Origin of the sequence: Pseudomonas sp. MOIL14HWK12:I2 (genome assembly GCF_000510745.1) — a bacterium.
GTDB classification, from domain to species: Bacteria; Pseudomonadota; Gammaproteobacteria; order Pseudomonadales; family Pseudomonadaceae; genus Chryseomonas; species Chryseomonas oryzihabitans.
Window position 1 is genome coordinate 251,702 of the sequence record NZ_AZOA01000003.1, and the last position, 26,101, is coordinate 277,802.

Sequence of the window (26,101 nt, forward strand, 5' to 3'; positions counted from 1 at the left end):
CACGAACGCCATTCGTGGGCAGCGCCTACCTCAGGCGCTGCTGCTGGCCAGATCCGCCAGTTCACGACTGGCGACGCTGTACATCGCATAGTCCTGACCGCTGGCATTGCGCAGATCCACCAGCAGACCCCGCCAGCGCTCCACGGCTGCGCGATGGCGCTCCAGCCACAGCGAGAGCCGCGCTTCCGGATCGCTCGGCGCCTCGCTCAGGTTGAGCATGGCGATGGTGATGGTGCGCTGCTGCACATCCACCTCGTCGCGGAAGGCCTCGCGCGCCAGGGCCTGCCAGGCATTGGCCACCGGCAGCTGGTTGAGCTGTTGCTGGTACCAGGCCAGGTCCAGCACATCACCCGCGGCGAACCAGGTAGCCGCCACTTCCAGCGGATCCTGGGCGGTGACCTCCGCCGCCTGGATCACCGGCAGCAGGGTATAGATGTGGTTGGTCCCGGCGACGACCCGCGCCAGCAGCTCGGGTACGCCCGCCTCGGTATAGGCGCGGAAGCGCTCTTCCCAGTCCTGGCGCGGCTCGCCCTGCAGCAGTTCGTCCAGACGCACCCCCAGGGCGGCGATGCGCGGCCCGAAGAAGGCCGCCACGGCGCCGGCATCCAGGCCGCTGCGATGGCTGCGCAGGAACCAGCGGGTCGCCCGCCGGCCCAGTCGCATCAGTTCGCTCATCAGGCGCAGCTGCAACTCCGCCGGCACCTGATGATCCAGGGCCTCCACCTGACGCCACCAGTGCGGCAGATGCAGGACGTCGCGCATCACCACATAGGCGCGGGCGACATCGGCCGCGCTCATGCCGGTGGATTCGCACAGGCGCTGCACGAAGGTGATGCCCATGTGGTTGATCAGGTCGTTGGCGATCTGGTTGGCGACGATCTCGCGTTTCAGGCGATGGCGCGCCATGGCCTCGGGGAACTGCTCGGTCAGGCGCTGCGGGAAGGCGCCCTGCATGTCCCGGGCAAGGTATTCGTCGTCCGGCACCGAAGAGGCCAGCAATTGCTCCTTGAGGTCGATCTTGCTGTAGGAGATCAGCACCGACAGCTCGGCCCGGGTCAGTCCCTGCTCCTTGGCGGCGCGCTCGGCGAGCACCTCGTCGCTGGGCAGGAATTCGAGGGTGCGATCCAGCTTGCCACGCCCTTCGAGGTCGACGATCAGCCGCTGGTATTCGGCCAGGTGCGTCCGCGCCCGGTATTCCGCCAGCGACAGGGCACCGGTCTGCATGTAGTTGTTGGCGACCACCAGTTCGCCGACCTCGTCGGTCATCTCGCCCATCAGCGTGTTGCGCTGCTTGACGGTCATGTCGCCGGCGGAGACCACGTCGCCCAGGAGGATCTTGATGTTGACCTCGTGGTCGGAGCAATCCACGCCGCCGGCGTTGTCGATGAAGTCGGTGTTGCAGGCGCCGCCGTGCAGACCGAATTCCACCCGCGCCAGCTGACTCATGCCCAGGTTGCCACCCTCGCCAATGACCTTGGCGCGCAGGTCGCAGCCGTCCACGCGCAGCGCGTCGTTGGCCTTGTCGCCGATGTCGGCGTGGCTTTCGAAGCTGGCCTTGACGTAGGTGCCGATGCCGCCGTTCCAGATCAGATCCACCGGTGCCTTGAGCAGGGCGTTGATCAGCTCGTTGGGCGTCAGGTGATCGGCCTGGAGATCGAAGCGCGCCTTCATCTCGGGACTGATGGCGATGCGCTTGGCACTGCGCGGGAAGATGCCACCACCCTGGGAGATCAGGCTGGCGTCATAGTCGGTCCAGCTCGACCGCGGCAGGTTGAACAGCCGTTCACGCTCGACATAGCTGCGCTCGGCGTCCGGATTGGGATCGATGAAGATGTGCAGGTGGTTGAAGGCTGCCACCAGCTCCAGGCTGCGCGAACGCAGCAGGCCGTTGCCGAAGACGTCGCCGGCCATGTCGCCGATGCCCACCACGGTGACCGGATCGGTCTGGACGTCGATGCCGCGCTCACGGAAGTGGCGCTGCACGCTGACCCAGGCGCCCCGCGAGGTGATGCCCATCTTCTTGTGGTCGTAACCCGCCGAACCACCGGAGGCGAAGGCGTCGTCGAGCCAGAAGCCATAGTCCTGGGCGATGCCGTTGGCGATGTCGGAGAAGGTCGCGGTGCCCTTGTCGGCGGCCACCACCAGATAGGGGTCGTCGCCGTCGTAGCGCACCACGGCAGCCGGCGGGACCACTTCACCGTCTTTCAGGTTGTCGGTGATGTCCAGCAGACCGCTGATGAAGATGCGGTAGCAGGCGATGGCCTCGGCCTGGATGTCGTCGCGGGAGCCGCCGGTGGGCAGACGCCGTGGCACGAAGCCACCCTTGGCGCCCACGGGGACGATCACCGAGTTCTTGACCTGCTGCGCCTTGACCAGGCCCAGCACCTCGGTGCGGTAGTCTTCCTCGCGATCCGACCAGCGCAGGCCGCCGCGGGCGACGTTACCGAATCTCAGGTGCACCCCTTCCACGCGCGGGCTGTAGACGAAGATCTCGTAGCGCGGCACGGGGCGCGGCAGCTCGGGAATGGCCTTGGGATCGAGCTTGAAGCTGAAATAGGCCTTGGGCTTGCCGGCGGCGTCGGTCTGGAAGACGTTGGTTCTCAGGGTCGCCTTGATCAGGTCCAGGTAGCGCCGCAGGATGCGGTCCTCGTTGAGCACCGCGACATCGTCGAGGGCACTGAGGATGGCCTGCTCCAGGCGCTGCTGCTTGTCGTCCAGGTCTTCGCTGGTCATGCGCCGCGCCAGGTAGAACTTCATGCGGAACAGCCGCACCAGTTCCCGGGCGATGTCGACGTGGGCATTGAGGGTGGCGGCGATGTAGCCGATGTCGAAGCCGATGCGGATCTGCTTGAGGTAGCGCGCATAGGCGCGCAGCACCGCGACGTCCCGCCAGGGCAGCCCGGCGGTCAGCACCAGGCGGTTGAAGCTGTCGTTTTCCGCCTGCCCATCCACCACCTGGACGAAGGCGTCCTGGAAGGTGTCGTTGAGTTGCTGCAGATCCAGCTCCAGGCCGGCCACGGTGGTGAAGGCGAAGTCATGGATCCAGTAGCGGCGGCCATTGCGATGGCGCAGCTCGTAGGGGAATTCGCCGAGCACGCGCAGCCCGAGGTTTTCCAGGATCGGCAGGACGTCCGACAGCGCCAGGGGCGTATCGGCGTGATAGAGCTTGCAGTGCAGGATGTTGTCGCCGGTCTGGGTCAGCGGCTGGTAGAAGCCCATGGCCAGGCGGCGCTCGTCACTGAGCGCCAGCAGGTGACGCATGTCCACCACGGCCAGGTGTGGCGCGAAGCGCTCGCGATAGCCGGCCGGGAAGCCCAGCGGATAGTCGGCGAGGATGGAGGTGCCCTGGGCTTCGCCGAAGCTGTCCACCATCAGGCTGGCGAAGTCGTCCTTCCAGCTGCGGCAGGCCTGCACCATTTCCTGTTCCAGGCGCGCCGGATCGACATCCTGCGGCTGCAGGGGATCGACGCGCAGGATGAACTGCACCCGCGCCAGCACGGACTCGGAGAAGAAGGTCCAGAATTCGCAGTCGGTGCCATGCAGGCGATCCATGAGGATCTGCTGCATGCGCTGGCGCACTTCGGTGGAATAGATGTCGCGCGGCACATAGGCCAGGCAATAGAAGAACTGGCCATAGGGATCGCGGCGCAGGAAGACGCGCACCTTGCTGCGCTCCTGGATCTGCACGATGGCCATGGCGGTGCTGAACAGATCGTCCACCGGGGTCTGGAACAGATCGTCCCGCGGCAACCCTTCGAGGACCTGGGCCAGTTCCTTGCCCAGGTGGGCGCTGCTGTCGAAATCGGCGCGGCGACGCACCTCGTCGACCTTGCGGCGGATATAGGGAATCTCGCGCACGCTGTCGTTGTAGACGCTGGAGGTGTAGAGACCCATGAAGCGGTGCTCGCGCACCACCCGGCCAGTGGCGTCCACTTCGCGCAGGGAAACGAAATCGGGATAGGCCGGGCGATGCACCCGGCTCGGGTCGGCCGCCTTGGCGAAGGACAGCAGCACCGGTTCGCGCAGATAGCGCAGCGGCTCACCGGACAGGGTGATCTCGGCGGTCTCGGGGCGACCGCGCAGGCGCCGCGACAGGCCGAGCAGGGAGTCGGGCACATAGCGTTGCACCGCGGTCTCGCCGTCGCCTTCGACGGTGAATTCCTCGTAGCCGAGGAAGGTGAATCTGTCGTCGCGCAGCCAGTCGAGGAAGGCCTTGACCTCGGCCAGCTCGCCCTCCTCCACGCCGGCCGGACGCCGATCCAGCCAGCTCAGCAGGTCGGCGACCTTGGCCTTCATGGCGGCATAGTCGCCGACGGTCAGGCGCACCTCACCGAGGATCTCCTGCAGCGCCGCCTCCAGGGTGCGCAACTCGCTGGTTGCGGCACAGCGGTCGATCTCGAGGAACATCAGGGCTTCGCGGGTCACCCCTTCGCCCTGCTGGCCCTTGGGCAGCAACTCGAGCAGACGACCCTGTGCATCCCGGCGCACGCTGAGAACGCTGTTCTGCAGGGTATGGACGCTGTAACCCTGGCGATTGAGCTCCATGCGCACCGAGTCGACCAGGAACGGCGAATCGGCGTGCAGCACCTCGACCACGGTGTGGCTCGATTGCCAGCCGTGTCGTTCGTAATCCGGATTAAAGACCTGGACCCGCGGCTCGGAGGGATCGAAGACATCCAGCAGACGCCAGGCCGACAGCACGCAGCCGACCAGATCGGAGAGCCGACGCTGAGTGAGTTCTTCCAGCGGGACGATGCCGAAGAACTGGGCGGTGAAGCGCTCCAGCTGTTCGAGGGTATTCCCTTCGACATGGGCCGCGAGGGCATTCTTGAGTTGTTGTTGGAAATCCGCTTGGCTGGCAGCGGTGAAAAACGCCATAACCGTACTCCGTCCTGAAGGTGCTGTGGGCTTCGCTCCGCAGAGGACAGGCCTCTCCCGGAGCGAGTTCCACAGGGGACGAGGCCGGACTGCACCAAAAAAGTGCAAAGATGCAGTGCGGCTAGAGTAGCCAACAAAGACAGCTATGCACGTACGTCAGGGCGACAACAAGATTCAGCTGCGGAACGGATCTCAATAGTGCGGTGGCGGCGCCTCGTCCGGCAGACCACCGCCACCCGAACTTTGCAGCTCGGCCTGGCGCTCGGCCAGGACGCGAATCTGGGCCGCGCAGCGATCCAGCGCCCGCTGCTGCTCGACGATGATGTCGTTGAGGGTCTGAATGGTGTCGTCCTGGAAGGCCTGGCGCATTTCCAGGTCGGCGATACGGTCCTCAAGGGTCATGCCTGTGTCTCCTCCGCGAGCAGCACCCGCCAGCGTTCCGCTGCGGCATGGCCGGCTTCCGCGGTATGGGGCTGGCGTGGCGAGTGCCCCCATACCGGGCCGGGCCAGGCCGGATCGCCCTCCTGCCGCAGCAGGACGTGCAGGTGCAATTGCCTGACGACGTTGCCCAGAGCACCAATGTTCAATTTTAGATCCGGCTGCGCGTCGCGCAACACCTGAGCAACAAGTGTCACCTCTCGCCACAGTTGTGCCTGATCCTGGGGTGACAGGTCGAGGATCTCGGTAACACTTTCGCGCCGGGGTACCAGCACCAGCCAGTCATAGCGCCTGTCGTTCAGCAGCAATACCTGGCACAGCGTCAAGGACGCCACTTCCAGGGTATCGCCGGCCAGTCGTGGGTCTATTTGGAACATCTCATCTCCTGCCAACACCTGTCGGCACTAAAAGTGTGCACAGCTTTGTGCAAGTGAAACCTTTGGTGTCACAAAGGTGCAACCAACCCTTCCGAAACTGCCCATTGCTCGGGAAGCGGAGCAGCGATAGACAGGCGGGCTCAGGGATTGAGCGTTTGTGCACGCTTTTTGCTATCACGATCCGGGTACGACGATCGGACGGGAACTCTTAAAGAGCTTTCTTAAGAGTCCTGATTAATCCGCTCATCACACGCAAAATTTTGATGAAGCCTATCGCCCCTCCGAGAGAGGTGCTATATGTGCCGCCATTAGAACAAACAGCCACGGCTGACACGATGGCTGACTTTCAACCCAAAGGAGCATTTCTGATGCAAGCGATGAAGTGGAGCATTCTCGCCCTGGCCGTAGCCGCAGGGACCACTCAACTGGCTTTCGCCGACCAGCAGTCCGAATCCAAGGGCTTTGTCGAAGACAGCAAGCTGACCCTGCTGAACCGTAACTACTACTTCAACCGGGACCTCAAGAACGGCGCCAACGATCGTAAAGATTGGAGCCATGGCTTCCTGATGAACTACGCATCGGGCTTCACTCAGGGCACCGTGGGTGTCGGTGTGGACGCCTTCGGCTACCTGGGCCTGAAACTGGACGGCGGCCGCGGCCACGTCGGTTCCGGCAACCTGCAGATCGACAGCGACGGTCGCAACAAGGACGAGTACTCCACCGCTGGCGCCGCAGTCAAACTGCGCGTCTCCAACACCGTCCTGAAGTACGGCAACGTGCAGCCCACCTCCCCGGTCTTCGCCGTGGGTGGCAGCCGCCTGTTCCCGCAGACCGCTACCGGCTTCATGCTAACCAGCGAAGAGATCGAGAATCTGTTCCTGGAAGCTGGCCATATCACCGCTGCGCGTGACCGTACCAACACCTACCACGACGGCAACCTGGGCTCGACGTACGCTTCCGGCATTACTTCCAGCTCCGGCGATTACGTAGGTGGCAAGTACAAGATCAACGATCAGCTGAATGCGTCGCTGTACTATGGTCGCCTGGAAGATCTGTGGAATCAGTACTATGCCAACGTCAACTTCGTGCAGCCGCTGAGTGCCAATCAGGCCCTGACCTTCGACTTCAACTACTACCATACCAAGGACACCGGCAGCGCCAAGCTGGGCGACTTCAGCAACAACGCCTACTCGCTGGCAGCCGCCTACAGCATCGATGCCCACACCTTCACCCTGGCTTACCAGGGCGTGAGCAGCGATGCGCCGTTCGACTACGTCGGCGTCGGTGGCAAGGGTGGTAACACTGGTAACGGTGGCGACAGTATCTTCCTGGCCAACTCCATCCAGTACTCCGACTTCAACGCCTCCGGCGAGAAGTCCTGGCAGGCGCGCTACGACCTGAACATGGCGACCCTGGGCGTACCCGGCTTGAGCTTCATGGCCCGCTACATCTACGGTCACGACATTGACGCGCCCAAGGGCAGCACCGCCTACGCCGGCCTGTATCAGGATGGCGACAAAGAGCGCGAGACCAACGTCGAAGCCAAGTACGTCCTGCAGAGCGGCCCGGCCAAGGACCTGTCCTTCCGCGTCCGTCAAGCCTGGCACCGTGGCGACGCCAGCACCGGCGGCACCGTCAACGAGTTCCGCCTGATCACCGAGTACCCGCTGAACATCCTCTAATAGAGGCCAGCGTCACTCGCACGATCCAGCAGCCCGGCATTCGCCGGGCTGTTCTTTTCCGGCCTCCGGTCGGCGCCACCCGCGTCCCTGTACGCCCTGCCCCACCCCGCCGTACAATGCCGGTCCCGTCTCGATGCCGACAGACCGCCTAGCCATGCGTACCAGCCAGTTCCTGCTGTCCACCCTCAAAGAAACCCCTTCCGATGCCGTGGTGATCAGCCACCAGCTGTTGCTGCGTGCCGGCATGATCCGCAAGCTGGCCTCGGGTCTCTATACCTGGCTGCCGCTGGGCCTGCGCGTGCTGCGCAAGGTGGAAGCCGTGGTGCGCGAAGAAATGAACGCCACCGGCGCCCTGGAGGTGCTGATGCCGGCGATCCAGCCCGCCGAGCTGTGGCAGGAATCCGGTCGCTGGGAACAGTACGGCCCCGAGCTGCTGCGCCTGAAGGACCGTCATCAGCGCGATTTTTGCGTGGGCCCGACCCACGAGGAAGTCATCACCGATCTGATGCGCAATGAGTTGAACAGCTACAAACAGCTGCCGATCAACCTGTACCAGATCCAGACCAAGTTCCGCGACGAGATCCGCCCGCGTTTCGGTCTGATGCGCGGCCGCGAGTTCGTGATGAAGGACGCCTATTCCTTCCACCTGAACCAGGCGTCGCTGCAGGAAACCTACGACGCCATGTACCAGGCGTACTGCAACGTCTTCAGTCGCCTAGGTCTGAACTTCCGTCCGGTGCAGGCCGACAACGGCTCCATCGGCGGCAGCGGTTCCCACGAATTCCATGTGCTGGCCGGCTCCGGTGAAGACGACATCGCCTTCAGCGACAGCTCCGACTACGCCGCCAACATCGAGAAGGCCGAGGCCTTGCCGCGGGAAACCGCGCGCGGCGCCGCCACCGAGGAACTGCGCCTGGTCGATACCCCCGACACCAAGACCATCGCCGATCTGGTGGAGAAATTCGGTCTGGCCATCGAAAAGACCGTGAAGACCCTGGTCGTGCGTGGCGCCGAGGAAGGCACCCTGGTCGCCCTGGTGGTGCGTGGCGATCACGAACTCAACGAGATCAAGGCGGCCAACCTGCCGGAAGTCGCCAGCCCCCTGGTGTTCGCCACCGAACCGGAGATCCGCGCGGCCATCGGCGCCAGCCCCGGTTCCCTGGGCCCGATGAATCTGTCGATTCCCTGCATCGTCGATCGCTCGGTCGCCCTGATGAGCGATTTCGGCATCGGCGCCAACCAGGAAGACAAGCACTACTTCGGCGTGAACTGGGAACGTGATCTGCCGCTGCCCCAGGTCGCCGATCTGCGCAACGTGGTGGCCGGCGATCCGAGCCCCGATGGCCAGGGCACCCTGGTGATCAAGCGCGGCATCGAAGTGGGCCATATCTTCCAGCTGGGCACCAAGTACAGCGAGGCGATGAAGCTGTCGGTACTGGGCGAGGAAGGCAAACCCACCACCCTGACCATGGGCTGCTACGGCATCGGGGTGTCCCGCGTGGTCGCCGCCGCCATCGAGCAGAACCATGACGAGCGCGGTATCCGCTGGCCGGCTGCCCTGGCGCCCTTCCAGATCGCCCTGGTGCCGATGAAGTACGAAAACGCCGCGGTGAAGGAGGCGACCGATCGCCTCTATGCCGAGCTGAAGGCCGCTGGCTTCGATGTGCTGCTGGACGACCGTGACAAGAAGACCAGCCCTGGCGTGAAGTTCGCCGACATGGAGCTGATCGGCATTCCCCATCGCCTGGTGGTGGGTGAGCGCGGTCTCAACGAAGGCCTGGTCGAATACAAGGGCCGTACCGACAGCGACAGCCAGAACGTCGCCCTGGCCGAGATCGTAGGCTTCCTCAAGGCCCGCTGAGAGCTACCGCTCCAGGTCAGGCGTCCGTGCGCCTGACCTGGAAGTCGGTCAGGCCTGTACAGGCCACCTCCTCCAGCTCCACCCCGGTCACCTCGGCCGCTGCCGGCCCCTGCCAGAGCCAGAGTTCCAGCTGGGCCAGGGCTTCGACCGAACCTTCCAGGTGGCATTCCACCCGGCCATCCGCCAGATTCCGCACCCAGCCGGTGACGCCCAGTCGCTGCGCCTCCTGCCGCGTGCTCTCGCGATAGTAGACGCCCTGGACGCGGCCACTGATCAGGCCATGACGTGCCGATTTTGCCATCATCGTTGGGCTCCTCGTTCTTCCAGCGCCGGCGCAACCTTGAGCCACTGGGCCACGCTCCCGGCGAGCAGTTCATGACGCTGTGCCTGCAGCCGCGTGAAGGCGTCCTGCAGCTGTGGATACCAGTCACCGGGAAAGCGTTCGGCAGGCGGCCAGCAATCCGGCGCCGGCGGTGCCCAGGGCGCACGATCCAGCAGATCCAGCAGCGCATAGCCATGCAGGTCGCGGCAGAGCACCCAGTGGCCGCTGTCGTTCTGGCACACCAGGCGTTCCTGCTGCAGGAACGCCAGCACCGCATGCCATTCATGCTCCGGCAGCTTCCAGCCCGCCTGGTGCAGCCGCCCCAGGTGCAGACTGGAACCGCTCTGCTGCCGTTCCAGGAAAGCGCGCAGCACGGCGAGCAGGATGAAGAAGGCCGGCAGCGGTGCGCGGCGCCAGTGATGGGTGGTGGACAGGCTGCAGACCACCTCCGCGCCGAGCAGCACGATCAGCCAGCAGACATAGATCCACACCAAGAACAGCGGCACCGTGGCAAAGGCGCCATAGATCAGCTGGTAGCCGGGGAAATAGAAGACATAGAGGCCGAACAGACTCTTGGCCGCCTCGAACAGCACCCCGGTGAGTGCCCCACCAATCAGCGCGTGGCGCAGCGGGACCCGGGTGTTGGGCACGGCGGCGTACATCAGGGTGAAGGCGGCGATGCTGAACAGCAGCGGCGTGACCTTGAGCAGTGCCTGGGCGCCGGACATGCCGTAGGAGCCGAACACCAGGGCCACCGAGGCCAGGTAGGTACTCATGGCGAAGCCGGCGCCCAGCAGCAGGGGCCCCAGGCTGAGCACCGCCCAGTAGAGCAGGAAGCTGGAGACCCCGCGCCGCGGAATGCGTACCCGCCAGATGTCGTTGAAGGTCTTTTCCACCGTCACCAGCATGAAGAAGGACGTCACCGCCAGGAGGGCCACGCCCAGCCAGGTCAGGTGCCGCGCCTGCTCGATGAAGTTGCGCAGGTACTCTTCCAGGGTCGCCCCGGTGGAGGGCACGAAATTGCGGAAGATGAAGGCCTGGATCTGCACTTCCGTGCCCTGGAAGGCGGGTATCGCCGAGAGCATGGCGAAGGTGACGGTCATCACCGGAACCACCGCGAACAGGGTGGTATAGGTGAGAGCCGCGGCATTGTTGGGGGCGCGGTCTTCGATGAAGCGGTCGGCGAGGTAGCGAACGAAGGACAGCAGTTCACGCAAGCGGGCCGGCATTGGCGGTTCCTCGAAAGGCACGGTCAAGGGCTGGCGCGGCAGTCCTCGCCAACCCGCTACAATGGGCATCTTACCTTCTATGGATCAGCCCATGAGTGAAATCGTCCTCTATCACAATCCGCGCTGCTCGAAATCGCGGGCGGCCCTGGAGCTGCTGCAAAGCCGCGAGCTAGCCGTGTCCGTGGTGCCCTACCTGGAAACGCCGCCGGATGCCGCCAGCCTGCGCGCGCTGCTCGCCAAGCTGGGCCTGGAAGCGCGTCAGTTGTTGCGCACCGGCGAGGACGCCTATCGCGAATTGAACCTCGCCGATCCGGCGCTGGACGACGCAGCCCTGATCGCGGCCATGGCCGCTCATCCCAAGCTGATCGAAAGACCCATCGCCGTGCGCGGCGAACGCGCCGTCGTCGGTCGTCCCCCCGAGCGTGTCCTGGAGATCCTGCAATGACCCCCGAAGCCTATGTCCTGGTGCTCTACTACAGCCGCCATGGCGCCACCGCCGAGATGGCCCGCCAGGTCGCCCGCGGGGTGGAGATGGGCGGCATGGCCGCGCGCTTGCGTACCGTGCCGGCGGTCTCCGCCGAGTGCGCCGCCGTCGCTCCGGCGGTACCCGAGCAGGGCGCGGTCTACGCCACCCTCGACGACCTGCGCGATTGCGCGGCCCTCGCCCTGGGCAGTCCGACGCGCTACGGCAACATGGCCGCCGCCATGAAGTACTTTCTCGACGGCACCAACAGCCTCTGGCTGACCGGCGCCCTGGTGGACAAGCCCGCCGGCGTCTTCACCTCCACCGCCAGTCTGCACGGCGGCCAGGAGAGCACCCTGCTGTCCATGGCCCTGCCGCTGCTGCACCACGGCATGCTCATCACCGGCCTGCCCTACAGCGAAAGCGCCCTGCTGGAAACCAAGGGGGGCGGTACGCCCTATGGGCCGAGTCATTTCGCCGGGGCGGATGGCAAGCGCGCGCTGGACGAGCAGGAGACGGCGCTGTGCCGGGCTCTGGGCAAGCGCCTGGCGACCCTGGCGGGTCGCCTGCAGCAATAGCGGGAGCCGGCGCGGCTACCAGCCCATGATTTCCTTGACGAAGGGAATGGTGAGCTTGCGTCGCGCCTGCAGCGACGCCTGATCCAGGCGTTCGAGCATGTCGAACAGGGCGTCCATGCTGCGGGTGTTGCGCGAGAGGATGAAGCGACCGACCTCGTCGGTCAGGTGCAGGCCGCGGCGGGAGGCCCGCAGTTGCAGGGCGCGCAGCTTGTCTTCGTCGGACAGCGGGCGCAACTGGAAGACCAGCGCCAGGGTCAGGCGCGACTTGAGATCGGCCAGCTGCACCGGCAATTGCCGCGGCGAGGCGGTACTGGAGATCAGCAGTCGCTTGCCGGCATCGCGCAGGCGATTGAACAGATGGAAGAGCGCCTCTTCCCAGCGCCGCTGCCCGGCCAGGGCGTCGAGATCGTCGAGGCAGACCAGCTCGCACTGTTCGAGGTTGTCGAACAGCTCGACGCCGTAGTCGGCCAGTTCGCCCATGGGCAGGTAGATGGCGCGCTCGCCCAGTTCTTCCAGGCGGTGACAGGCGGCCTGCATCAGGTGGCTGCGACCGGCACCCGCGCCGCCCCAGAGATAGATCAGGCTTTCCGTCCAGCCGGCGTCGGCATCGCAGAGACGCTCGACATAGCCGAGCGCCGCGGCATTGGCGCCAGGGTAGTAGTTGACGAAGGTGGCGTCGTCACGCAGACGAATGCCCAGGGGCAGCTGTAAAGGCATCATGCCGGCTCGAACGGCTCTTGGCAGTTTCGCGAGGGCGCCAAGTCTAACCAAATCCCGGGCCCCTCGCAGCAGCCGCTTCAGTCTTGGGTGTCAGCCCTCATGGCCAGCGGAAATACAGGGTGGTTCGCGCCGGTTGCGCGGCTGGCGCCGGCTGGGCCGCGGGCGGTGTCGGAGCAGCCGTGGCATCGACGGGTGCAGCCGGGGTCGCCGGTGCCGGAGCGGCCGGCGCCGTAGCGGGCTGCAGACCGGCAAGACCGAGTTGCGCCTGCAACTGGTCCGGATTGGCGGTGAGGTCGTAGGTCAGCTGGGTGCCGTCGACCTTGACCAGCCGGCCCGACAGGGGCTCCAGTACCTTCTGCAGCTGGGCATAGCGTTCGAAGTTGGAATTGTCGGCCACCAGGGTCAGCGGCTGGGTCGTGCCCGGGCGGGAGACGAATTTCTTTGACAGGCGCGCGGCGACATCCTGCAGCACCGCAGCGGCCAGGGCATCCTGATCGGCGGCCTGGCTGCTGCCCTGATCGGCGGCACCGTTGTTCCACAGGCGCCACTGGGCCTGCCAGCCATTGCCTTGGGGTTTGGCGTGGACGGCCAGCAGGGCATTGGCGCCGTAGCGCTCGGAGGCTTGGCGCAGGGCGGTCGGATCGCTGGCGTCGATGTTGGCGGCGGTGCCGGCGAGTTGTTCGTTGAGGTCGGCCAGCGGCAGACGGATCGGCAGACCGGCGCGCTGGGCGCCGCGCTGGACCCCGGTGCTGGCGGGCTGGCCGTCACCGACCAGGGTCGCCCCGCTGTCGGCGTCGTTGAGCCACCAGATCATCACCACCGGACGATTGGCGCCCCATACCGAGAGACCCGCCTGACCCAGGGCCCGCTCGGTGGCGGCCGGATCGAAGTTGACCACCAGCACCTCTGGCGGACCGGCGTCGTAGCCGTACTGGCTGATCAGGGATTCGGGCGCCGCCAGGGCGCTGGCCAGCGCCGGGGTCTGGCCGGCCTGGGGGTTGCCGGTCAGGCGCCCGGCCAGGACCTGCAGGGCGCGCTTGAGGGCGGCATTGCGCTCGTCCGGCTGTTGCGAGGTCACCGGCTCGCGGACCTGGTAGAGGTTGTCCACCACCTCGGCGCGGGCGAGCGGACTCAGGACCAGCAGCGAAGCGAGCAACGGAAGGACGAGACGGCGCATGGCAATTCCATAGAAGGGGCAAGGGGCATACCTTAAAAGCCGCCTGACCCGCGAGCAAGGGCACTGGGTCGCGGGCTGCGCAGAAGGTAGCGGTGGAGACTGCCAGCCCGGCGAACGGGCAGGCGATCTGGCTCAGACCACGGCAGGCTGGCCGGGTGCCATCGCCGCCCGGACCGGAGGCCGCGGCGGGCCGCGTGCTTTGGCACGGCTTCTGGTAAAATCGCCCGCCTCATTGCCGGCTGGCGCCAGCCGGCTCGTTTCGCCATTAGCCAAAGGCCAGGATTCATGAGCAAACAACCCCAGCTGAGCTACAAGGACGCCGGTGTAGACATCGACGCCGGTGAGGCTCTGGTAGAACGCATCAAGGGCGTCGCCAAGCGCACCGCCCGCCCGGAAGTCATGGGCGGCCTGGGGGGCTTCGGTGCCCTGTGCGAGATCCCGGCAGGCTATCGCCAGCCGGTACTGGTCTCCGGCACCGACGGTGTCGGCACCAAGCTGCGCCTGGCCATGAACCTGGCCAAGCACGACAGCATCGGCATCGACCTGGTCGCCATGTGCGTCAACGACCTGGTGGTCTGCGGCGCCGAGCCGCTGTTCTTCCTCGACTACTACGCCACCGGCAAGCTCAACGTCGACGTCGCTGCCCAGGTAGTGACCGGCATCGGCACCGGCTGCGAACAGGCCGGCTGCTCCCTGGTGGGCGGCGAGACCGCCGAGATGCCCGGCATGTACGAAGGCGAAGACTACGACCTGGCCGGCTTCTGCGTCGGCGTGGTGGAGAAGTCCGAGATCATCGACGGTTCCAAGGTGGCTACCGGCGACGCCCTGATCGCCCTGCCCTCCTCCGGTCCGCACTCCAACGGCTATTCGCTGATCCGCAAGATCATCGAGGTGGCCGGTGCCGACATCGAGAACATCCAGCTCGACGGCCAGCCGCTGACCGAGCTGCTGATGGCGCCCACCCGCATCTACGTCAAGCCGCTGCTCAAGCTGATCAAGGACACCGGCGCGGTCAAGGCCATGGCCCACATCACCGGCGGCGGTCTGCTGGACAACATCCCGCGCGTGCTGCCCGAAGGCGCCCAGGCGGTGCTCGACGTGGCCAGCTGGCAGCGTCCGGCGGTGTTCGACTGGCTGCAGCAGCAGGGCAACGTCGACGAGACCGAGATGCACCGCGTGCTGAACTGCGGCGTGGGCATGGTCATCTGCGTGGCCCAGGAGCAGGTCGAAGCCGCCCTGCAGGTGCTGCGTGCCGAGGGTGAGCAGCCCTGGGTCATCGGCCGCATCGAACAGGCCGCCGCCGGCGCCGACCAGGTCGTGCTGAACAATCTGAAACAACACGGATGAGTCCTGCCGACTGCGCCGTGGTGGTGCTCATCTCCGGCCACGGCAGCAACCTGCAAGCCCTGATCGACGCCGCGACGCCGCCCGTGCGGATCGCGGCGGTGATCGCCAACCGCGCCGATGCCTATGGCCTGGAGCGGGCCCGGCAGGCCGGGATCGCCACCCAGGTGATCGATCACCGCGAGCATGCCGATCGCGAAGGCTTCGATGCGGCCCTGGCGGCCGCCATCGACGCCCAAGGCGCCGACCTGGTGGTGCTGGCCGGTTTCATGCGCATCCTCACGCCGGGCTTCGTGCGGCGCTACCAGGGTCGCCTGCTCAACATCCATCCCTCGCTGCTGCCGCTGTACAAGGGCTTGCACACCCATCAGCGCGCCCTCGATGCCGGCGATGCCTGGCATGGGTGCAGCGTGCACTTCGTCACCGAAGAGCTGGATGGCGGTCCGGTCGTGCTCCAGTCGCGGGTGCCGGTACGTTCCGAAGATACTGCGGAGAGCCTGGCGACACGGGTACACGCCGCCGAACACCTCCTTTATCCTGTGGCCGTGCGGTTGTTCGCCGAAGGCCGTCTGCAGCTGGGTACCCTGGGTGCCGAGCTGGACGGCGAGGCGCTGCCGCCTACCGGGGCCGAGTTGCCGTCGCTGACGGCCACGGCCTCCCCTTCCTGATCCAAGGAGAAACTGATGCGACGTCTGTTGTTCCTATTGGCCACCCTCTGCAGCGCCTCGGCCTTCGCCTTCGACCTGCAGCCGTTCACGGCCAGCTACACCGCCGACTGGAAGCAGATGCCGGTCAGCGGCTCGGCCGAGCGCTCGTTGCAGAAGGAAGCCGATGGCCGCTGGGAGCTGAAGTTCGAAGCCTCCATGCTGGTCGCCGGTCTCAACGAATCCAGCACCTTCCGCCGCGAAGGCGAAGCCTTTCTGCCGGATACCTACCAGTACAAGCGCAGCGGCCTGGGCAAGAGCCGCGAGAGCGAGCTGACCTTCGACTGGGCCGGCAAGAAGGTCACCGGCAAAGACAAGGATGATCCGGTCAGCCTGACCCTGGATCGCGGTCTGCTGGACAAGTCCACCTACCAGCTCAAGCTGCAGCAGGACGTGGCCGACGGCAAGAAGAGCATGAGCTACCAGATCGTCGACGGCGACAGCATCGACACCTATGACTTCCGCGTCATCGGCCCGGAGCGCATCCGCACCCCGCTGGGCCTGCTCGACACCATCAAGGTCGAGCGCGTGCGCGACCCGACCAAGAGCAGCCGCAAGACCGAGCTGTGGTTCGCCAAGGACTGGGACTATCTGCTGGTGCGTCTCTACCAGCAGGAGAGCGACGGCAAGGAATACCAGACCAGCCTCAAGGAAGGCACGGTCAACGGGCGCACGGTGAAGGGCGCCAACTGATCCAGGCACTGGCAAAGACGCCCTCTTCGGAGGGCGTTTTCTTTTATGCGCCCACGCAGGTGTGATGGCTGCCCCTGGTGACAGGCGAGTGGGTATCCAGCAGCCTTCTTCAGGCAGTGTGCCTCTTCTCCTATCGCGGCCATGGGCCGCTCCTACAAATTCCGTAAAGGTGTAGGAGCGGCCCATGGCCGCGATACCAACGCCGCGAGACGACAACCACAGGCGCGACAGATTGTCGCAGAAGTTGTAACGACTTGTTGCCGAGATACGCCTTGGTCCGGAAGCGAAACGCTCTAGTATGGGTTTTCAAGCCCTGCCGTAGCGCGGGCTCGACCAAGGAGATACAGCATGACCATTACCGTAACCGAACGTGACGAAGACCATATGTCCCGCGAAGCCCGTGGCCTGGGCATGCATCTGTGGGACGTGAAGCAGGAAGGGGAACTGGTCGGCGTCTACCAGAGCGAAGCCGCTGCCCTGGAATACAAGGAGCAGATCGAACACGAAGGCGCGTCGCACGCCGAGTGAGTCGAAGGATCTTTTTACCGACTGCCTGAAAAAGGCCCGCCTCTTGGAGGCGGGCCTTTTTCGTTTCAGAGAGTAGCGACGGGTTGGGGTAGGTTGGGTTGAGCGGAGTGAAGTCCAGCGTCACCGGGCTCAACGGTGTGCTTGCTATCCCTCACCCCAGCCCTCTCCCAGAGGGAGAGGGGGTGGTCTGGCGTGGATGTTGGGCTGAGGCGGCTCCATCGTCGAAGCCCAACAAGCTCTGGTCAGTGCACCAACTCGTCGGCGAATACCTTGTCCAGGGTGATGGGCAGATCGCGGACCCGCTTGCCGGTGGCGTGGAAGATGGCGTTGGCGATGGCCGCGGCCACGCCGACGATACCGATCTCGCCGATGCCCTTGGCGCCGAGCGGATTGACGATCTCGTCCTTCTCCTCGACGAAGATCACCTCCAGCTGCTGGATGTCGGCCTGCACCGGGAAGTGGTACTCGGCGAGACTGTGATTCATCCAGCGACCTTCGGAGGTATCCATCATCCCCTCTTCCTGCAGGCCCATGCCGATGCCCCAGACGATGCCACCGGCCACCTGGTTCTCGCCGGTCTTGAGGTTGAGGATGCGACCCGCGGCCACCGCGGTGACCACGCGACTGACCTGGACGCTGCCGAAGTCTTCGTCGACCTTGACCTCGACGAACACCGCCGAGTGGGTACCGGTGGCGTAGTCGTCGCGCCCCTCCGCCGGTTCGGCGCTGGCCAGGGTTTCCATGGACGGCGAGCCAGAGGCCTTGAGGATGGCGGTGAAGTCGACGCGCTGGGCCGAGTCGGTCTTGAGGCTGATGCCGCCATCGGCGAACACCACCTGCTCCAGCTCCGCCTTGGCCAGTGGCGAGTCATCCATTTCCTTGGCCGCATCCAGCAGTTGCTGGCGCAACTGGTCGCAGGCCAGCTTGACGGCGGTACCCACCGAGGACACGGTGAAGGAACCGCCCTCCAGGGGTGCCTTGGGCAGGGTGGAATCGCCCAACTTGAAGGTGACCTTGTCCAGCGGCAGGCCGAGGTTCTCGGCGGCGATCTGGGTCATCACCGTGTAGGTGCCGGTGCCGATGTCGGAGGTGGCACTGGCCACCACCAGGCTGCCGTCGATGTTCATCACCGCCTTGGCGGTGGCGGGTTGCTGCATGGCTTCCCAGACCCCGGTGGCCATGCCCCAGCCCACCAGCTGGTTGCCGTCGCGCATGGAGCGTGGCGCCATGCTGCGCTGCTCCCAGCCAAACCGCTCGGCGGCCTGGCGATAGCACGCCAGCAGTTCCTTGCTGGAATAGGGCTTGCCCTTGGCCGGATCGGTGTCGGTGAAATTGCGGATGCGCAATTCCAGCGGATCGATGTCGGCAGCATAGGCCAGTTCGTCCATGGCGCTTTCCAGCGCATAGACGCCCAGCACCGCGCCCGGGGCGCGCATGTCCAACGGTGTGTAGACGTCCAGCGCGGCCAGTTGATAGGCCAGCTTGACGTTGGGGCAGGCATAGAGCGACGCCGACCAGACCAGCACCATTTCGGTGAAGTCCTCGAAGCGCGAGGTGATGCCCAGGGCGCTGTGATCGATGGCCTGCAGCTTGCCGTCGCTGTCGCAGGCCAGCTTGAGCTGCTGGTAGGTCTCGGGGCGATAGCCGAAGGTGAACATCTGCTGGCGGGTCAGGGTCACCCGCACCGAGCGCTTGAGTTGCAATGCGGCCATGGTCGCCAGCACCAGCTGGTACTGGGGACGCAGACCGGAGCCGAAGGCCCCACCAACGAAGGGCGAGATGACCTTCACGTCGCCCTCGCCCAGGCCGAAGATGTTGCTGACGAACTGGGCGCTGTTCTGCACGCCCTGGGTCTTGTCATGCACCGTCAGCTTGCCGTCCTTGTGGTAGATGACGGTGGAGGCATGCATCTCCATGGGATTGTGGAATTCCGCCGCGGAATGGTATTCGGCCTCGATCCGCACGGGCGCCGCGGCCCAGGCCGCCGGGGCGTCGCCGCGGTTGTCCGGCAATTCCATGGGCGCTTCGTGGGCCTGGTCGCGGGCCTGGGCCAGGTCGGTGGCGTGGTCTTCCTCGCTGTACTGGGCACGGATCAGCGAGGCGGCGTGGCGCGCGGCCTCGAAGGTCTCGGCCACCACCAGGGCGATGGGCTGGCCGCTGTAGAGGATGCGATCGTTGTACAGCGGCCGGAAGGGCTTGCCGTCGGCCGCGTCCATGTCGGTGTAGCTCTCGTCGTAGCTGGCCATCTTGGGTCGGTTGAGATGGCTGAGCACCTCGAGCACACCCGGCTGGGCCAGGGCTTCGCTGACGTCCAGGCCAAGCAGGCGGCCCTTGGTGATGGTGGCGTTGACTACGAAGCCGAAGGCCAGATCAGGAACGCTGAATTCGCCGGCATAGAGCGCCTGACCGGTGACCTTGAGCGGACCGTCGACGCGGGGAACGGCTTTTTGCAGATGGACGACGGTCATTGCAGGGTACCTCCGGCGGCTTCGGTAAGGGCACGCACGATGGCGCGCCGGGCCAGTTCGATCTTGAAGGCGTTGTGGGCGAAGCCCTGGGCGCCCTGCAGCAGGCGATCGGCCAACTGGCCGAAGGTGGCCTTGTCCGCCACCTGGCCGATGACGGCCTGCTCGGCCTCGGGCAGGCGCCAGGGTTTGTGGGCCACGCCGCCCAGGGCGACGCGGACCTGCTTGATGCGCTCGCCGTCCAGTTCCAGCGCGGCTGCCACCGAGACCAGGGCGAAGGCATAGGAGGCGCGGTCGCGGATCTTCAGGTAGGCGCTGTTGGCCGCCAGGCTGTCGGCCGGCAGGGTCACGGCGGTGATGAGTTCATCGGCGGCGAGGTTGGTATCGCGCTCGGGGGTGTCGCCGGGCAGTCGATGGAAGTCGGCGAAGTCGATGACGCGCTCGCCGTTCGGACCGCTTACCTCGACCCGGGCTTCCAGCGCGGCCAGGGCAACGCACATGTCCGAGGGATGGGTGGCGATGCACTGCTCGCTGTGGCCGAGGATGGCGTGGATGCGATTCTGCCCTTCGCGCGCGCCGCAGCCGGAGCCGGGCTCACGCTTGTTGCAGGGGGTGCCCACGTCGTAGAAGTAGTAGCAGCGGGTACGCTGCAGCAGGTTGCCGCCGGTGGAGGCCATGTTGCGCAGTTGCGGCGAGGCGCCGGCGAGGATGGCCTTGGCCAGCAGCGGATAGCGCCGCTGTACCTGGGGGTGATAGGCGACCTCGGCGTTCTTGACCAGGGCACCGATGCGCAGACCGCCTTCGGCGGTGGTCTCGACCTCGCGCAGGGGTAGGCCGTTGACGTCGATCAGCTGCTCGGGGCGCTCGACGTTTTCCTTCATCAGATCCAGCAGGTTGGTGCCACCGGCGATGAAATGGGTCTGGGGGCCATGCTGGCGGATGGCGTCGGGCACGGCGTTGGGCTTGGCATAACCGAAGCGGTTCATTCGCGGCCCTCCCCTTGCTGGCAATCCGGACGCGCCCGCTCGATGGCGGCGCGGATGTTGCGATAGGCGCCGCAGCGGCAGAGGTTGCCGCTCATCTGCTCGGCCACCTCGGCCTCGCTGTGGGCATGGCCCTCCTTGAGCATGCCGATCGCCGAGCAGATCTGCCCCGGAGTGCAATAGCCGCACTGGAAGGCGTCTTCGGCGACGAAGGCGGCCTGCATGGGGTGCAACTGGTCGCCCTGGGCCAGGCCCTCGATGGTGGTGACCTCGGCGCCGTCCTGCATGACCGCCAGGGCCAGGCAGCTGTTGATGCGGGTGCCGTTGACCAGCACGGTGCAGGCGCCGCACTGCCCGTGATCGCAGCCCTTCTTGGTACCGGTCAGATCGAGGTGGTCGCGCAAGAGATCGAGCAGCGTGGTCCAGGGCTCCACGGCCAGCTGCAGCTGCTTGCCGTTGAGGGTCAGGGCGATGGTATGGGACTCGGGTTCGGCCAGGGGCTGGAGCTGGCGCGCGGGGGTGGCGTTCATGGCGGACCTCACGGTTAAAGCCGCGGGGTGCAGATTGCCCCCGTGGTCGGAATCAGGCGGTGACAGCGAAAGGCCACCTCAGGTAAGGGACTGCGCCCGACCGGAAGCGGTTCAGCACCCCTGCCCAGCGGTATTCAACGTCACGTTGAAGGTTGTTCAGCGAAGCGTTGGAAAGCCCGTGTCAGAGGGTTTCGCCCTGGTCAGGACACATCTGGTATGGCGCTTCGCTACGCCAGCGGCCCAGTGGCCTGAACCCCATAGGTTCTGGGGCAGTCATCAGAACTCCCGTGATGTGCCCCCAACGATGAGAATCCGACCATGGCTTCCGACTCCGATGCACGCTGGCGCCTGTCCCGGCGTCAGTTCCTCGGCACCTCCGCGGTGCTGGTAGCGACCAGCGCCATACCCGGCTATGGCTTCGCCCAGGCCAGCGGTGGCGCGCCCCTGACGCCCCAGGCCATCGCCGCCCGCCTGCCGCAACTGCTGCCGCTGACCCTGCAGATCAATGGCGAGGCGCGCCGGCTCCGGGTCGACAGCCGCACCACCCTGCTTGATGCGCTGCGCGAGAACCTGCACCTCACCGGCACCAAGAAAGGCTGCGACCATGGCCAGTGCGGCGCCTGCACGGTGCTGGTGAACGGCCAGCGCATCAACAGCTGCCTGAGCCTGGCGGCCATGCACGAAGGCGACACCATCACCACCATCGAGGGCCTGGGCAACGCCGAGCGCCTGCATCCCATGCAGGCGGCCTTCCTGGCCAAGGACGGTTTCCAGTGCGGCTATTGCACCCCGGGGCAGATCTGCTCGGCGGTGGCCCTGCTGGACGAGGTCAAGGCCGGCATGCCCAGTCACGTCTCGACGCGCCTCGACGGGCCGATGCGGCTGAGCGAGGAAGAGATCCGCGAGCGCATGAGCGGCAATCTCTGCCGCTGCAGTGCCTATCCCAACATCGTCGCGGCCATCCAGATGGCGGGGGGCCAGGCATGAGAGTCTTCGACTATCAGCGCGTGCAGACCGAAGCCGATGCCAGCCGCCAGGGTGCGCGGGCCGGCAGTCGCTTCATCGCCGGCGGTACCAATCTACTGGACCTGATGAAGCTGGAGATCGAGACCCCCAGCCAGGTGCTGGACATCAATCGCCTGCAGCTGGACCAGATCAGCGCCACCGCGGACGGCGGCCTGCGCATCGGTACCCTGGTGCGCAACTCCACCCTGGCCGCCGACGCCCGGGTGCGCGAGCGCTACCCGGTGCTCTCCCGCGCGCTGCTGGCCGGTGCCTCGGCGCAGTTGCGCAACAAGGCCACCACCGGCGGCAATCTCCTGCAGCGCACCCGCTGCTCCTACTTCTACAACACCGCCATGCCCTGCAACAAACGCCAGCCCGGCAGTGGTTGCGCGGCCCTGGGCGGCTTCAATCGGATGAACGCGGTGATCGGCGCCAGCGACCAGTGCATCGCCGTGCATCCCTCCGACATGGCGGTGGCCATGCGGGTGCTGGACGCCACGGTGGAGACCCGCGAAGCCAATGGCCGCACCCGGCGCATCCCCCTTGCCGACTTCCATCGCCTGCCCGGGGACACCCCGCAGATCGAGACGGTGCTGCAACCCGGCGAACTCATCACCGCGGTGACCCTGCCGCCGCCACCGCCCGGCATCCAGGTCTATCGCAAGGTGCGCGACCGTGCCTCCTATGCCTTCGCCCTGGTGTCCATGGCCGCCATCGTCGAGCTGGACGGCCCGCGCATCCGCAGCGGTCGGGCGGCCTTCGGCGGCCTGGCGCACAAGCCCTGGCGGGTGGCAGCGGCCGACCAAGCCTTTGCCGGCCAGGCCGTGGACAGTGACCTGGCTGCCGTGGGCGATGCCCTGCTCGCCGGTGCCCGTGGCTATGGCCACAACGACTTCAAGCTCGAGCTGACCCGCCGCATCCTGCGCGCCGGCGTGGCCGACGCTCGCCAACAGGCCTGAGGACAGCAGCATGGAAATGAACGAACCCGCCGGCCGCAACCTGATCGACGAGAATCGCGGCGGCCTGATCGGCAAGCCCATCGACCGCGTCGACGGCCTGCTCAAAGTCACCGGCCAGGCGCCCTACAGCTTCGAATTCCGCAACGATCGCGTCGCCTACGGCTTCATCGTCGGCGCCACCATCGCCAAGGGCCGCATCAGCCGGCTGGACACCTCGGCCGCGGAGGGCGCGCCGGGCGTGCTCGGCGTGCTGACCTATCGCAACGCGCCGCGCCAGGCCGCCCGCGAGCCGGACAACAGCGGTCGCTTCACCCGGCCCAAGCCCTACCTCGACAGCGACCAGGTGCGCTATTTCGGCGAGCCGGTGGCCTTCGTGGTGGCCGAGACCTTCGAGGAGGCGCGCCTGGCGGCGGCTCTGGTGGAGATCGACTACGCGGCCGAACCGGGCGTCTTCGATCTCGCCGCCAACCTCGGCCAGGCGGTCAAGCCGCCGGATGCCGATCAGCCCACCGATACCGCCTCGGGCGATGTCGACGCCGCCTTTGCCCGGGCGCCGATCAAGCTCGACGAGCGCTATACCACGCCCTACCACATCCATGCGCAGATGGAGCCCCACGCCAGCCTCGCCCAGTGGGACGGCGACCGGGTGACCATCTATTGCTCCACCCAGTTCGTCGAGCAGGCGCAGAGTTGCGTGGCCAATACCCTGCAGCTGCCCAAGGAAAACGTGCGCATCGTGGCGCGCTATATCGGTGGTGGCTTCGGTGGCAAGTTGCCGATCTATGCCGACGCCCTGATCGGCGCCATGGCCGCTCGCGCCATCGGCCGGCCGGTCAAGGTCACCCTTACCCGCCAGCAGATGTTCCAGATCACCGACCATCGCTCGGCCACCATCCAGCGCATCCGCCTGGGCGCCGACCGCGAGGGCCGTATCCAGGCGATGGCCCATGAAGGCTGGTCCCATTCCGCCCGCGGCCTCACCTACTACGAACCCACCGGCCTGTCCTCGCGCACCCTCTATGCCGGCGACGACCGCCTGGTGGCGCACCGCATGGTCGAGCTGGACCTGCCCGAGTCCGGCTCCTGCCGGGCGCCCGGCGAAGCCGTGGGCATGCTCGCCAGCGAAAGCGCCATGGACGAGCTGGCGGTCATGCTCGGTCTCGATCCCATCGAGCTGCGCATCCGCAACGAGCCCAGCCAGGATCCGGAAAAGTACATCCCCTTCTCTTCCCGCAAGTTGGTGGAGTGCATGCAGGACGGCGCCCGCCGCTTCGGCTGGAGCCAGCGCAAGGCCTCGCCCGGCCAGGTGCGCGACGGCGACTGGCTGATCGGCATGGGCATGGCGGCAGCCAGCCGCGCCAACATGCTCAGGCCGTCCCAGGCCGGGGTGCGCCTGGAAGCCGATGGCACGGCCACGGTCAAGACCTCCATGACCGACATCGGCACCGGGACCTACACCATCCTGGCGCAGATCGCCGGCGAGTCGCTCGGCTTGCCGGTGGAGCGGGTCAAGGTGCTGCTGGGCGACAGCGACGACCCGGCCGGAGCCGGGTCGGGTGGCTCCTTTGGCGCCGCCAGTTCCGGTTCCTCGGTCTATGTCGCCTGCGAGAATCTACGGCTGAAGGCGGCAGAGGCGGCGGGCCTGGATCCGGCCAGTGCCCGCTTCGTCGGTGGTCGGCTGATCGCCGACAACGGCAGTCGCGACCTCGCCGAACTGGCGCGCCAGCACGATCTCCAGGCCATCGGCGAGATCAAGCCGGGCCAGACCCTCAAGGACTATTCCCAGCAGGGCTACGGCGCCTTCTTCGCCGAGGTGGGGGTGCACGCCCTCACCGGCGAGATCCGCCTGCGGCGCATGCTCGGGGTGTTCGCCGCAGGCCGCATCCTCAACGAGAAGACCGCCCATTCGCAGATGCTTGGCGGGATGATCTGGGGGGTGGGCAGCGCCCTGCACGAAGACGGGGTGATCGACGTTCGCCACGGGCATTTCGTCAACCATGACCTGGCCGACTACCACTACCCCTGCCACCTGGACATTCCCGCCATCGAAGCCCATTTCCTGCCGGAAGTGGACGACAAGGCCAATCCGCTGAAGATCAAGGGCGTCGGCGAACTGGGGATCTGCGGCGCCGGGGCCGCGCTCACCAACGCCGTCTACAATGCCTGCGGGGTGCGCATCCGCGACTATCCGCTGACGGTGGACAAGGTGCTGGCCGGGCTGAAGACGGCCTGACGGCGGGCGGCGCGGTTCAGCGCGCCGCCTTGCCCCCCGCCCGGGTCGCCAGCAGCACCCCACCGATGGCGATCACCATGGCCACCCAAGCCAGCGGCGGCAGGGTCTCGCCGAGCAGTAGCCAGGCGCTCAGGGCGGCGCCCGGCGGCACGCAAAAGAACAGCGCACTGACCCGCGCCGCCTCGCCGGCGCGGATCATCCACACCAGCAGGCTGATGGCCAGCAGCGAGTTGGCCAGCACCAGGTAGGCCAGGGCGCCGATGAAGGCCGGCGCCCAGTGCACCGGATTGTGCTCGAACAGCAGCGCCACCGGCGCGCAGCAGACCAGGCCGACGCTGTACTGCACCAGGTTGTTGGTGACCGGATGCTGAGCCACGCCCAGGCGCTTTTCGTAGAGCACGGCGCTGGTCATGCCCAGCAGCGCGCCGACCGCCAGGAAGATGCCCGGGACGGACTCCACGGCGACGCTGGCCCGGGCCAGGATCACCCCGATGGCGCCGAGCAGCCCCAGGGCCAGCCCCAGCCACTGCAGCGGCGTCACCCGCTCGCCCACCAGCAGGGGTGCGCCCAGGGCCACCAGGATCGGCTGCAACGAAGCAACCATGGCCACCACGTTGGCCGAGGCGCCCAGCACCAGGGCGCCATAGCTCATGCCGAAATAGACGCCCTGGATCAGAAAGCCCACCACGGCGAGATTCGCCCATTCCCGCCGCGTTCGTGGCAGCGGCGGACGCAGGACCAGGAAAGCCACCAGCAGCACGCTGAAGGCCAGCGCATAGCGCATCGCCAGCAGGGTGAAGGGCGGCGCATAGGCCAGACCCACCTTGGACACGGCGAAGCCGGCGGACCACAGGGCCAGGAACACCAGGGGAATGAGGCGCAGCAACCAGGGATTCAGCGAGGTGGACGACATCGGATGCTCAGGGCCAGGC

At 66.4% G+C, this 26,101-nt stretch carries 22 protein-coding genes; 11 read left to right on the forward strand and 11 right to left on the reverse strand.

Translation table 11 applies throughout. The features are described 5' to 3' along the window. Window positions 1–30 precede the first annotated feature (30 nt). The 3 genes from PSK12I2_RS0101230 to PSK12I2_RS0101240 all read right to left on the reverse strand — a co-directional run bounded on the left by PSK12I2_RS0101230 (window position 31) and on the right by PSK12I2_RS0101240 (window position 5,693). The gene (locus PSK12I2_RS0101230; RefSeq protein WP_027596984.1) at window positions 31–4,878 is read right to left on the reverse strand and encodes an NAD-glutamate dehydrogenase; all 4,848 of its coding nucleotides are present in this window, start codon (window positions 4,876–4,878) and stop codon (window positions 31–33) included. A gap of 192 nt (window positions 4,879–5,070) precedes the next feature. Continuing rightward, window positions 5,071–5,280, reverse strand: coding sequence for a SlyX family protein (locus PSK12I2_RS0101235; RefSeq protein ID WP_007159300.1), 210 nt, complete (start codon window positions 5,278–5,280; stop codon window positions 5,071–5,073). After that, complete coding sequence (locus tag PSK12I2_RS0101240; RefSeq protein WP_027596985.1) at window positions 5,277–5,693, reverse strand: HIT domain-containing protein; 417 nt, start codon at window positions 5,691–5,693, stop codon at window positions 5,277–5,279. The genes PSK12I2_RS0101235 and PSK12I2_RS0101240 overlap by 4 nt, the downstream gene beginning before the upstream one ends. Before the next feature lie 368 nt (window positions 5,694–6,061). Between PSK12I2_RS0101240 and PSK12I2_RS0101245 the strand changes: the two genes are divergently transcribed. Then, window positions 6,062–7,375, forward strand: coding sequence for an OprD family porin (locus PSK12I2_RS0101245; protein ID WP_027596986.1), 1,314 nt, complete (start codon window positions 6,062–6,064; stop codon window positions 7,373–7,375). A gap of 154 nt (window positions 7,376–7,529) precedes the next feature. Continuing rightward, window positions 7,530–9,236 (forward strand): proline--tRNA ligase, encoded by a 1,707-nt coding sequence (locus PSK12I2_RS0101250; RefSeq protein ID WP_027596987.1) that lies wholly within the window; start codon window positions 7,530–7,532, stop codon window positions 9,234–9,236. Between the two features lie 16 nt (window positions 9,237–9,252). On the opposite strand, the gene PSK12I2_RS0101255 is transcribed toward PSK12I2_RS0101250, so the two are convergent. Together PSK12I2_RS0101255 and PSK12I2_RS0101260 are read right to left on the reverse strand one after the other, a co-directional pair. Then, on the reverse strand, window positions 9,253–9,537 hold the full coding sequence (locus tag PSK12I2_RS0101255) for an acylphosphatase (protein WP_027596988.1): 285 nt from the start codon (window positions 9,535–9,537) through the stop codon (window positions 9,253–9,255). Next, window positions 9,537–10,787, reverse strand: a complete 1,251-nt coding sequence (locus tag PSK12I2_RS0101260) for a YihY family inner membrane protein (RefSeq protein WP_027596989.1) — start codon at window positions 10,785–10,787, stop codon at window positions 9,537–9,539. Before PSK12I2_RS0101260 ends, PSK12I2_RS0101255 begins: the two co-directional genes overlap by 1 nt. A 91-nt stretch (window positions 10,788–10,878) precedes the next feature. On the opposite strand from PSK12I2_RS0101260, the gene arsC reads away from it, so the two are divergent. Together arsC and wrbA are read left to right on the forward strand one after the other, a co-directional pair. Then, complete coding sequence (gene arsC / locus PSK12I2_RS0101265; RefSeq protein WP_027596990.1) at window positions 10,879–11,232, forward strand: arsenate reductase (glutaredoxin); 354 nt, start codon at window positions 10,879–10,881, stop codon at window positions 11,230–11,232. Beyond that, complete coding sequence (gene wrbA, locus PSK12I2_RS0101270; RefSeq protein ID WP_007159307.1) at window positions 11,229–11,828, forward strand: NAD(P)H:quinone oxidoreductase; 600 nt, start codon at window positions 11,229–11,231, stop codon at window positions 11,826–11,828. The genes arsC and wrbA overlap by 4 nt, the downstream gene beginning before the upstream one ends. Before the next feature lie 15 nt (window positions 11,829–11,843). On the opposite strand, the gene hda is transcribed toward wrbA, so the two are convergent. After that, the gene (gene hda / locus PSK12I2_RS0101275; RefSeq protein ID WP_017638945.1) at window positions 11,844–12,548 is read right to left on the reverse strand and encodes a DnaA regulatory inactivator Hda; all 705 of its coding nucleotides are present in this window, start codon (window positions 12,546–12,548) and stop codon (window positions 11,844–11,846) included. A gap of 97 nt (window positions 12,549–12,645) precedes the next feature. Further along, a complete protein-coding gene (locus tag PSK12I2_RS0101280) occupies window positions 12,646–13,725 on the reverse strand; it encodes a DUF2066 domain-containing protein (RefSeq protein WP_027596991.1) in 1,080 nt (359 codons plus the stop codon). 285 nt (window positions 13,726–14,010) lie between these two features. Here PSK12I2_RS0101280 and purM point away from each other — a divergent pair, with 285 nt between their 5' ends. The 4 genes from purM to PSK12I2_RS0101300 all read left to right on the forward strand — a co-directional run bounded on the left by purM (window position 14,011) and on the right by PSK12I2_RS0101300 (window position 16,994). After that, a complete protein-coding gene (gene purM / locus PSK12I2_RS0101285; protein WP_027596992.1) occupies window positions 14,011–15,072 on the forward strand; it encodes a phosphoribosylformylglycinamidine cyclo-ligase in 1,062 nt (353 codons plus the stop codon). Next, window positions 15,069–15,737 carry a phosphoribosylglycinamide formyltransferase gene (gene purN, locus PSK12I2_RS0101290; protein ID WP_027596993.1) on the forward strand — a complete coding sequence of 223 codons (669 nt, stop codon included), beginning with the start codon at window positions 15,069–15,071 and terminating at the stop codon, window positions 15,735–15,737. The genes purM and purN overlap by 4 nt, the downstream gene beginning before the upstream one ends. A 15-nt stretch (window positions 15,738–15,752) precedes the next feature. Beyond that, on the forward strand, window positions 15,753–16,466 hold the full coding sequence (locus tag PSK12I2_RS0101295; RefSeq protein ID WP_027596994.1) for a DUF3108 domain-containing protein: 714 nt from the start codon (window positions 15,753–15,755) through the stop codon (window positions 16,464–16,466). A 348-nt stretch (window positions 16,467–16,814) separates the two neighbouring features. Beyond that, the gene (locus PSK12I2_RS0101300) at window positions 16,815–16,994 is read left to right on the forward strand and encodes a hypothetical protein (protein WP_007159313.1); all 180 of its coding nucleotides are present in this window, start codon (window positions 16,815–16,817) and stop codon (window positions 16,992–16,994) included. A gap of 242 nt (window positions 16,995–17,236) precedes the next feature. On the opposite strand, the gene PSK12I2_RS0101305 is transcribed toward PSK12I2_RS0101300, so the two are convergent. From PSK12I2_RS0101305 to PSK12I2_RS0101315, 3 genes are read right to left on the reverse strand one after another with little or no spacing between them, the layout of a single operon-like run. Further along, complete coding sequence (locus PSK12I2_RS0101305; protein WP_027596995.1) at window positions 17,237–19,462, reverse strand: xanthine dehydrogenase family protein molybdopterin-binding subunit; 2,226 nt, start codon at window positions 19,460–19,462, stop codon at window positions 17,237–17,239. After that, window positions 19,459–20,445, reverse strand: coding sequence for a xanthine dehydrogenase family protein subunit M (locus PSK12I2_RS0101310; RefSeq protein ID WP_027596996.1), 987 nt, complete (start codon window positions 20,443–20,445; stop codon window positions 19,459–19,461). Before PSK12I2_RS0101310 ends, PSK12I2_RS0101305 begins: the two co-directional genes overlap by 4 nt. Then, window positions 20,442–20,972, reverse strand: coding sequence for a (2Fe-2S)-binding protein (locus tag PSK12I2_RS0101315; RefSeq protein ID WP_007159316.1), 531 nt, complete (start codon window positions 20,970–20,972; stop codon window positions 20,442–20,444). Before PSK12I2_RS0101315 ends, PSK12I2_RS0101310 begins: the two co-directional genes overlap by 4 nt. A 318-nt stretch (window positions 20,973–21,290) precedes the next feature. Here PSK12I2_RS0101315 and paoA point away from each other — a divergent pair, with 318 nt between their 5' ends. From paoA to PSK12I2_RS0101330, 3 genes are read left to right on the forward strand one after another with little or no spacing between them, the layout of a single operon-like run. Beyond that, entirely contained in the window at window positions 21,291–21,959 is a 669-nt protein-coding gene (gene paoA / locus PSK12I2_RS0101320) for an aldehyde dehydrogenase iron-sulfur subunit PaoA (protein WP_027596997.1), read from the forward strand. Then, a complete protein-coding gene (locus tag PSK12I2_RS0101325; protein ID WP_027596998.1) occupies window positions 21,956–22,936 on the forward strand; it encodes a xanthine dehydrogenase family protein subunit M in 981 nt (326 codons plus the stop codon). Before paoA ends, PSK12I2_RS0101325 begins: the two co-directional genes overlap by 4 nt. A gap of 10 nt (window positions 22,937–22,946) precedes the next feature. After that, the gene (locus PSK12I2_RS0101330; RefSeq protein ID WP_027596999.1) at window positions 22,947–25,169 is read left to right on the forward strand and encodes a xanthine dehydrogenase family protein molybdopterin-binding subunit; all 2,223 of its coding nucleotides are present in this window, start codon (window positions 22,947–22,949) and stop codon (window positions 25,167–25,169) included. A gap of 16 nt (window positions 25,170–25,185) precedes the next feature. On the opposite strand, the gene PSK12I2_RS0101335 is transcribed toward PSK12I2_RS0101330, so the two are convergent. After that, entirely contained in the window at window positions 25,186–26,082 is an 897-nt protein-coding gene (locus PSK12I2_RS0101335; protein ID WP_027597000.1) for a DMT family transporter, read from the reverse strand. Window positions 26,083–26,101: the final 19 nt, after the last annotated feature.